Source organism: Gordonia sp. (in: high G+C Gram-positive bacteria) (assembly GCF_020438995.1).
In the GTDB taxonomy this organism is placed as follows: domain Bacteria; phylum Actinomycetota; class Actinomycetes; order Mycobacteriales; family Mycobacteriaceae; genus Gordonia.
In genome coordinates, this window is the sequence record NZ_JAGQTN010000034.1 from 1 (window position 1) to 7,636 (window position 7,636).

Annotated in this window: 6 protein-coding genes; 4 read left to right on the plus strand and 2 right to left on the minus strand. The window is 64.7% G+C overall.

All coding sequences use genetic code 11. The features are described 5' to 3' along the window. The coding region (lysS, locus tag KDB67_RS02640) for a lysine--tRNA ligase (RefSeq protein ID WP_291012080.1) at positions 1 to 1,337 on the plus strand (1,337 nt) is incomplete at its 5' end. 88 nt (positions 1,338 to 1,425) lie between these two features. On the opposite strand, the gene KDB67_RS02645 is transcribed toward lysS, so the two are convergent. After that, positions 1,426 to 2,244, minus strand: coding sequence for an LppX_LprAFG lipoprotein (locus KDB67_RS02645; protein ID WP_291012082.1), 819 nt, complete (start codon positions 2,242 to 2,244; stop codon positions 1,426 to 1,428). A gap of 453 nt (positions 2,245 to 2,697) precedes the next feature. Here KDB67_RS02645 and KDB67_RS02650 point away from each other — a divergent pair, with 453 nt between their 5' ends. The 3 genes from KDB67_RS02650 (at position 2,698) to KDB67_RS02660 (ending at position 7,375) form a co-directional block, all read left to right on the plus strand. Beyond that, positions 2,698 to 4,125 carry a cytochrome b5 domain-containing protein gene (locus KDB67_RS02650; RefSeq protein WP_291012090.1) on the plus strand — a complete coding sequence of 476 codons (1,428 nt, stop codon included), beginning with the start codon at positions 2,698 to 2,700 and terminating at the stop codon, positions 4,123 to 4,125. 99 nt (positions 4,126 to 4,224) lie between these two features. Next, positions 4,225 to 5,430, plus strand: a complete 1,206-nt coding sequence (locus tag KDB67_RS02655; protein ID WP_291012084.1) for a 3-oxoacyl-[acyl-carrier-protein] synthase III C-terminal domain-containing protein — start codon at positions 4,225 to 4,227, stop codon at positions 5,428 to 5,430. Between the two features lie 4 nt (positions 5,431 to 5,434). Then, complete coding sequence (locus tag KDB67_RS02660) at positions 5,435 to 7,375, plus strand: ATP-binding cassette domain-containing protein (RefSeq protein ID WP_291012086.1); 1,941 nt, start codon at positions 5,435 to 5,437, stop codon at positions 7,373 to 7,375. A 108-nt stretch (positions 7,376 to 7,483) separates the two neighbouring features. On the opposite strand, the gene KDB67_RS02665 is transcribed toward KDB67_RS02660, so the two are convergent. Continuing rightward, the coding region (locus KDB67_RS02665; protein ID WP_291012093.1) for an AraC family transcriptional regulator at positions 7,484 to 7,636 on the minus strand (153 nt) is incomplete at its 5' end.

Consider the following 7,636-nt stretch of genomic DNA (forward strand, 5'->3'; position numbering starts at 1 on the left):
ATGTGGCCGGCGTCGCCGGACGCGTCATCTTCCTGCGCAACAAGGGCAAACTGTGTTTCGCCACCCTGCAGGACGGCGACGGCACCCAACTGCAGGCGATGATCAGCTTCAACGGGGTGGGCGAGGAGTCGCTGGCCCGGTGGAAGGCCGACGTCGACCTCGGCGACATCGTGTTCGTACATGGTCAGGTGATCAGCTCACGCACCGGCGAGCTGTCGGTGATGGCCGACGACTGGGCGATGGCGTCGAAGTCTCTGCGGCCGCTTCCGGTGGCGCATAAGGACATGAACGAGGAGACCCGGGTCCGGCAGCGCTACGTCGACCTGATCATGCGGCCCGAGGCCCGGCAGATCGCCCGCACCCGCATCGCGGTGATGACCGAGCTGCGGGCGGCGCTTGCCCGGCGCGGCTTCCTCGAGGTCGAGACGCCGATGCTGCAGACCCTGCACGGCGGCGCGGCCGCGCGCCCGTTCGTCACCCACTCCAATGCCTTCGACATGGACCTGTTCCTGCGTATCGCGCCGGAGCTGTTCCTCAAGCGGTGCGTGGTCGGCGGCATCGACAAGGTCTTCGAGATCAACCGCAACTTCCGCAACGAGGGGGCCGACTCGACGCATTCGCCGGAGTTCGCGATGCTCGAAACGTACGAGGCGTACGGCACCTACGACACCGCGGCGGTGATGATCCGCGAGCTGGTGCAGGAGGTGTCGCAGGGCGCGATGGGCACCCTCACCCCGGTGATGCCGGACGGTACCGAATACGACCTGTCGGGGGAGTGGACGTCGCTGGAGATGTATCCGTCGCTGTCGCAGGCTCTGGGCGAGCAGATTGTGCCCGCTGGTGCCGACGACTCGACGACGGTCGAGCAGTTGCTCACGATCGCCGCGAAGGTGGGCCTGGAAGTGCCCAAGGACAAGGGCTACGGCCATGGCAAGCTGGTCGAGGAACTGTGGGAACACATGGTGGGCGCCAAGCTCAGCGAGCCGGTGTTCATCCGCGATTTCCCGGTGGAGACCTCACCGCTGGTGCGCTCGCATCGCAGCGTCCCCGGCGTCGTCGAGAAGTGGGATCTGTACGTCCGCGGTTTCGAGCTGGCCACCGGCTACTCCGAACTCGTCGACCCGGTGATCCAGCGCGAACGATTCGTCGATCAGGCGCGCCTGGCGGCGGCCGGGGACGACGAGGCGATGGTCCTTGACGAGGAGTTTCTGGCAGCGATGGAGTACGGCATGCCGCCGACGGCCGGCACCGGCATGGGCATCGACCGCCTGTTGATGGCCCTGACCGGCCTCGGTATCCGCGAAACGATCCTGTTCCCCCTGGTCAAACCCCGCTAGGACATACCCCGGTAGGGTTCCGCAGCAAAACGCATGATGTCCGCGAACCCCGTCGGGGTGCGCGGACATCATGCGGTTCGTGGGCGTACTAGGGCGCCTCGATATTGACGTCCTTCTGCCAGTCGGAGGTGGTGAGGTTGATCTCGCCGGTGTCGACCTTGATGTTCACCTTCACCAGGTTGTACGGCGCCTTGCTGTCGATGTACAGCGTGACCGGGATCGCGCCGGAGAACTTGCCGTCGCCCTGCGTCGGGAAGATCACGTCGAGGACCGAGGCGTCGATCGTGCCGGTCACCTTCTGAGCCTCGACACCGTTTACGGTTTCGGTGCCCGCCGACTTGAAGTCCTTGAGGCTTTCGATCAGCTTGGCCAGGCCGCGTTCGCGGTCGAGGATGATCGCCGGATCGTAGACCTTGGACGCCTCGCCGATCGAGGTGTATTCGGTCTCGCCGTCCTTCTTGATGTACAGCTGCCCGTCGGCGACGATGAACGAGACCGCGGTGTCGTCGTTGCCGATACGGAAGGTGCCCTCGCCCTGGGCTTTGGGTGCCGGGTTGCTGGTGAGGTCGCCCTTGACCTGCCGGACGGGCAGGCCCATGACCTTGTCGTCGACCTTCAGCTCGATATGTACCGACTGCATGAGCCGGGTCGTCTGCGCACTCTGCTTGACCAGTGCGGCGGCGTCGCTGGTCGATACCGTGGGCTGTTCGGACCGGGAGGTCTCGACCATCGACGGGGCACTCGCGGCGCCCGTCGATGTGCCGCCTTTGTCGTCATCATCATCGGACGAGCAGCCGGCGACGAGTGCCACGACTGCGACGGCGCCTACCGCGGCCGACAGCAGTGCACGAGTCCGCTTGTGCGGATGCCCCGCGGGGCGTGGGAATTGCGTGAGTTGTGTTTTCATGTCGCCGTACTCTAATCAGACACGCCGCTGGTTGCAGGATTTCGTGAAAATCGTCGTTCATTTGCCGTACTTATATCCCCAGATGATGCGCTCGCCTTGATGGCACGTCATGCTGAGCTTACCAATAGCAGAAGCGGCGAACCGTGAAAGCGCGGGGGCTTTCGTGGCATAGGTGCCAGAATCAACGGTGCCGATCAGTTCGACAGAAGGAAAGCGAGGTCAGCGATGGCCAACACGGAAAGTGGCACGGACGTGCAGACTGCGGTGGTGGCGAATCGTGCGCCCGGGCAAGGCGGTATGACCGCTGAGCAGGCGTCCACGCACGAGGCCCGGTCGGGCACGCCCGACGCGCCCGCCACGGATACGTCGTCCCCCGGTGACGACGACCGTCGGCCCCCCGGTTCGCAGGGCCCGGCAAGTATTGAGGGGAGCGAAGTACTTCGCCATCCCGATATGGGCCGGCTGCCGGGTGTCGAAGGAGGTCCGCAGCTCGCCGACGTGTGGGTATACAAGGGCCGCGCCTACGACTTGAGTGACTGGATCTCCAAACATCCCGGCGGTGAGTTCTTCATCGGCCGCAGCAAGAATCGTGACATAACCTCGATCATCGGCTCTTATCATGCCAATGTTGAAGCGGTGGAACGGATGTTGGAGAAGTACGCACTCGGCCGCGACGCGGTGATCGAGGATGTGCACCCCAAGAACAACGCCCCCGATTTCCTGTTCACCGATCGTTTCGACAGCTGGCGCGATACCCCCAAGTACGACTTCGGCCGCCGTACCGATCTGCTGCACGCGATCAAGAAGCGCTTGCGCGGCAAGGATATTCAGTCCCATCTCAAGAAGCTCGACCGCTGGTTCAACATCGTGGCCGCGGTCCTGTTCCTGGCCTATTTCGCGGTCCAGGGGCTGCGACTGTACGACACGTCGTGGATGCCGTTGCCCGCGTTCGTGATTGCAATGGTGATCCTGCGCAGCTCGCTCGCCGGGTTCGGCCACTACGCCATTCACCGCGCGCAGAAGGGTGCCACCAAGGTCTTGGTGAACGCGTTCGACATGAACTATGTGGCGCTCTCGTTCGTCACGGCCGACGGTCACGCGCTGCTGCACCATCCGCACACGCAGAGCGAAGTCGATATCAAGAAGAACGTGTTCACCTTCATGATGGACCTTCCTCGCTGGTATCGAATTCCGATTCACACGATCCACAAATTCGGACATGCCGTCACGGGGATGACCTTCAGGCTGATCGACGTCTGCAAGCTCACGCGAAAAGTCGGTATTTCACAGATGTACGGCTCCCGAAGGGGTGGACTACCGCACTTCTTCGGAGCTTTCGGGATGCGCCTGCTGTTGCTCGCGGAGTTGATCGCCTTCATCATCGCCGGCGACTTCTGGGCGTGGCTGCTGCAGTTCGTCGCGACGATGTGGCTGAGTACTTTCCTCGTCGTCGCCAGCCACGACTTCGAGATGGACGCCGACGAGCTCGAGGTCGACACCGACGACTGGGCGATCAACCAGCTCGAGCAGGCCTACGATCTCAAGATCACCGGCATCCGCTACGTCGACTGCTTCCTGTCCGCGGGTCTGAGCTCCCACCGCGTGCACCATGTGCTGCCGTATCAGCGCAGCGGATTCGCCAACATCTGGTGCGAGGACATCGTCGCCGAGGAGGCCGCCAAGTTCGGCGTCGAATGGCTGCCCGCCAAGTCCTTCATCGCCGACCGGTTCCCCAAGCAGGTCGTCACCTACCTCGGTGCCCGCTCACGCACCGCGCAGGAGAACGACTGGGGCTTCTTCCGCGAACACTTCTCGCCGACGATGCTCAAGACCTGCGCCGACTACACCATCAAGGGTTTTACGGGCGTCGGCACCGTCTGACAGCCCGAGTCCAGCTCCCACATCTCATTTCGCCCCATATCCAGTTTCGGTTGAGTGCAACGCACCCCGCCGGTCCCATCCACCCCAGGAGTCACCGCCATGACCATCGACAACATCGTTTCCAGCGATCAGAGCCGGCGCTCGCCCGGGCATCCGGTGCGGCGGACCCGTAAACGGACCGTCGAGGCCCTGCCGCCCGCCCCGTCCACTGCCGTCGCCGTCATCGAGGGCATCGCCACCGGCGCGCCGGAGCGGGTGTTCGACCAGGAGGCCGCGGCCCGCGACGTCGTGTCGATGTTCGACGGAGACGAGAACCGGGAGCGGATCGCCCGCATCTACCGCAAGACCAAGATCACCACCCGGCACCTCGCGATCAACCCGCTCGACCCCGAGTTCGCCGAGTTCTCCAAGCGTCCGGCCACGATCCGCGAGCGGATGAACCTGTACATGGAGCTGGCCGCACCGCTGGCCATCGACGTCGCCCGCCGGGCCACGGCCGGAGTGAGCATCGACGACATCGGGCTCCTGGTGTTCGTCACCAGCACCGGATTCATCGCCCCGGGTGTCGACGTCGCGGTCCTGCGGGCCCTGGATCTTCCGGTCACCACCAACCGGATGGTGGTCAACTTCATGGGCTGCGCGGCGGCCATGAACGGCATCCGCTCGGCATCGGACTACGTGCGGGCACATCCTGATCGCAAGGCGCTGGTGATCTGCCTCGAACTCAGCTCGGTCAACGCGGTGTTCAGCGAGGATCCGTTCGCGATCATCACCCACAGCCTGTTCGGTGACGGCTGTGGCGCCGTCGTCATCGGTGCGGGCGGTGTGGGCAAAGCACAGCCCGCCGGCACGGTCGTGGTCCGCGAAAGCTTCAGTCACCTGTTCGACGACGCGGAGGACGGTATCGTGCTCGGCGTCAACGACGACGGCATCACCTGCGAATTGTCGCCGGAACTGCCCGACTACATCGTGCGCGGTGTCGATCCGGTGATCGTGGACATGCTGGCCCGCAACGGTCTCGGCAAGTCCGACATCGACCTGTGGGCGGTGCATCCGGGCGGTCCCAAGATCCTCGACTCGTCGCTCGAATCACTCGGTCTGCCCGCCGACAGCACCGGCCCGAGCTGGGACGTGCTCGCCGAATACGGAAACATGCTCAGCGTCTCCCTGATCTTCGTGCTCGAACGCATGATCGCGCAAGCCGTGTCGGCCGAACCGGATCGGGCGATCTCGACGGGTGTGGCCTTCTCCTTCGCCCCGGGCGTCACGCTCGAAGGCATGTTGTTCGACATCGTGGGGCGGTAGGACGATGGCGCTGCTGCGTTTTCTGGTGTCGGTGTCCTGGCGGGGTATCGCCTTCGCCGTCGTCGCCGGCCTGATCGGCGGCGCCGCGAACGCCTTCCTGGTCACCCAGATCAATTCCGTAATCTCACCCAAGCCCGATGTGCACGGCAACTGGGTCACCTTCGCGATGACCGCCGGGGTCGTACTGATCACCGGCCTCGCCTCGCAGGTCATTCTGACCAAGCTCGCTCAGGACGCCATCTACCGGCTGCGGGCCTCGCTCGGCTCGGGTGCGATCGCCGCCCCGCTCGAACATCTCGAACGCCTCGGCGCACACCGGCTGATGGCCACGCTCACCGAGGACGTGCGCACCCTGTCGCAGGCGGTGGCGGCGATCCCGAGCGTCTGCATCGACGTCGCGACCATCGTCGGCTGCCTCACCTATCTGGCGATCATCTCACCCACCATCTTCGCGGTGCAGGTGGCTGCCACGCTGCTGTCGATCCTGTGCGTCGAACTGCTCGCCACCCGGGTCCGGGAACTGTACCGGCAGGCCCGCGAGACCGACGACGAACTGCTGCGCTCGTTCGGTTCGGTCACCCATGGCATCAAAGAACTCAAGATGCACCGCGACCGCCGCACCGACTTCATGAACCGGCATCTGCTGGGCGCGGCACAAGATCTGCGTGACAAGAACGTCACGGCCGGCGTGCGGTTCTCCTACGCGCAGGGCCTCGGTCAGCTCACCCAGCTCGCGACGATGGCGCTGATCCTGTTCGGCCTCGCCGCCGCGATGAAGCTGCCGCTGGAACAGATGATCGGCTACGTGCTGGTCACCACATTCCTGTCGATGCCGATGCAGAACATCATGCACCGCATCCCGGATCTGCTGCGCGGCGATGTCGCGCTCAAGAAGATCCGACTGATGGAACTGTCGATGGAAACCCCGCACGACGAGACCACGCTCGGCGGCGCCGATCGCCTGCCCGTGTCCGCGGCCCGGATTGAACTGGCCGACGTCCACTACTCCTACCTCGGTGACCAACTGCCGACCGCCCCGATGGGCCCGCCGCCCGGTCCCCTCGACGGTCCGGATCAGGGGAAAGATGTTCCGGCGCACGGTGCTCCGGCGCCAGGACCGGGCGAACCGGCGCAATCGGGTCCGGGACATCCGCGGCCCGGACATGACCGGCCGGGACATGACGTCATGGGATCTGAGGGTGCTGGCCGACCGGACTTCGGACCGGACGGTCGCGGACACAGGGACAGGGGGCCCGCCCCGATGGGACCGGACGGCCGCGGCCTGCCGCACGTGGGGCATCCGGGGATGCCGTCGGCACCGGGACCCCGCGAACGAGCCGGCTTCCACCTCGGGCCGATGAACCTGGTGCTGCAACCCGGCGAGGTGACGTTTATCGTCGGCGGTAACGGTAGCGGCAAATCGACACTGGCCAAACTGCTTTCGGGCCTGTACATGCCGCAGGCCGGCACCCTGTCGCTCAACGGTGAACCGATCGGCCACCACAACATCGAATGGTTCCGGCACACCACGTCGGCGATCTTCACCGACTTCCACCTGTTCGAGGACTTCTTCGGCTACCTGCGGCCCGGCATCGACGACGAGGTCAACCGGCTGCTGCACCAACTGCAGATCGCCCACAAGGTGACCGTCCAGGACGGCAAGCTGTCATCGATCGCCCTCTCCCAGGGACAACGCAAGCGCCTCGCCCTGGTCACCGCCCTCCTTGAGGACCGACCGGTGTATCTGTTCGACGAATGGGCCGCCGATCAGGAACCGCAGTTCCGCGAGACGTTCTACCACGAGATCCTCGACGACCTGCGCCGCCGCGGAAAGACGGTCATCGTCATCACCCACGACGACCGCTACTTCCACCTCGCCGACCAACTCGTCAAACTCGAATTCGGCCACCAGGAGTCGTTCGTCGACGCACTCCCCCCATCGTGACCAGACATCTTTGATCCCTGAGGCCGAAGCGACGATGGCGCGGGGTTCCGAATGTGGTCGTGACCAATCGTCTTGATCCCTGAGGCCGAAGCGACGAAGTCGCGAGGGTCACGAAGGGTCCGGTGACCTTTCGCCACCTGACGCATCCACTTCCGAACTGACCCCCCGCTGATCCCGCTGATCCCGCCGGTACGCGGTGGGCGACATCCCAAGCGTCCGAGTGAAATCGGAGGTGAAATGCGCCTGATCGGCATACCCGAG

Excerpts from the sequence above, each read along its gene's own strand:
- KDB67_RS02645 (WP_291012082.1), bottom strand. The coding sequence starts at position 2,244 with ATGAAAACACAACTCACGCAATTCCCACGCCCCGCGGGGCATCCGCAC.
- KDB67_RS02650 (WP_291012090.1), top strand. The coding sequence starts at position 2,698 with ATGGGCCGGCTGCCGGGTGTCGAAGGAGGTCCGCAGCTCGCCGACGTG.
- KDB67_RS02655 (WP_291012084.1), top strand. The coding sequence starts at position 4,225 with ATGACCATCGACAACATCGTTTCCAGCGATCAGAGCCGGCGCTCGCCC.
- KDB67_RS02660 (WP_291012086.1), top strand. The coding sequence starts at position 5,435 with ATGGCGCTGCTGCGTTTTCTGGTGTCGGTGTCCTGGCGGGGTATCGCC.